The sequence below is a fragment of the Sulfitobacter sp. HI0040 genome (genome assembly GCF_001634885.1).
GTDB lineage: Bacteria > Pseudomonadota > Alphaproteobacteria > Rhodobacterales > Rhodobacteraceae > Sulfitobacter.
This window is the reverse complement of the sequence record NZ_LWEX01000486.1, coordinates 1-671: the sequence shown is the minus strand read 5'-3', so window position 1 is coordinate 671 and position 671 is coordinate 1. Positions and strand designations below refer to the sequence as shown.

Genomic DNA, 671 nt, shown 5'->3' with positions numbered 1-671 from the left:
ATGGGCCTGCCAGCGCGCATCGATCGCGGCGGCGAAGCTGTCCCCCTCGAGGGGGCGCATTCCGAGATCCTGCGGCACGGAGATGCGGTGAATGTAGAAGCCGAAGGCGTTGCCGGTCTGGGCGACGATGGCAGCGACTGCACGCTTGAGCGCGTCGAGCCGGGCATCTTCCGTGGTCATCGGGTTGAGCCCGTCGAGGCGGAGGGTCGCCATAAGGTCGCCCTCGCGCAGTACCATGACGTCGTCAGCCGCGAGCGCGAAATACGGCAGGTGCTCGGCGAGATAACTCTCCCGCGTGAACTCCCCCCCGCCTGCTTGATGCGGGCACACTTTCCACTTTTGGGGCCGCCCTGCATCAAGCGCCAAAGCTGTCGCCTCCATGCAGGGCCCTGTTCTTCGTCGGACGCACTGATCCATAGGAGACGCGCAGGACCTCGAAGAAATGCGGCTCGCGGTCGGCGACAAACCAGAGGATCGGATAGGCGACGAGACCAATCAGGAAGAAGACCATCGACTTCGTCCAGATGAACGGCAGAACGACCCCGGTCGTCAGCACCACGAGGTATCCGACAGGGAGACCCAGATACTTGGGCGGACGGGCGAGGCCCAGAAAAAGGGGGGATCGTTCTGCCACTGCTCTACTCGGATCTCAGGAGAAGCCGTCGACGATG

At 63.6% G+C, this 671-nt stretch carries 1 protein-coding gene and 1 pseudogene; both read right to left on the bottom strand.

The window, feature by feature from the left end:
- Positions 1-381: pseudogene (locus tag A3728_RS19245) on the bottom strand (type IV secretion system protein B4); the annotation flags it as partial.
- Positions 356-634, bottom strand: coding sequence for a type IV secretion system protein VirB3 (locus A3728_RS19240; protein ID WP_040609064.1), 279 nt, complete (start codon positions 632-634; stop codon positions 356-358). The pseudogene A3728_RS19245 and the gene A3728_RS19240, both read right to left, overlap by 26 nt.
- Between the last annotated feature and the right edge of the window lie 37 nt (positions 635-671).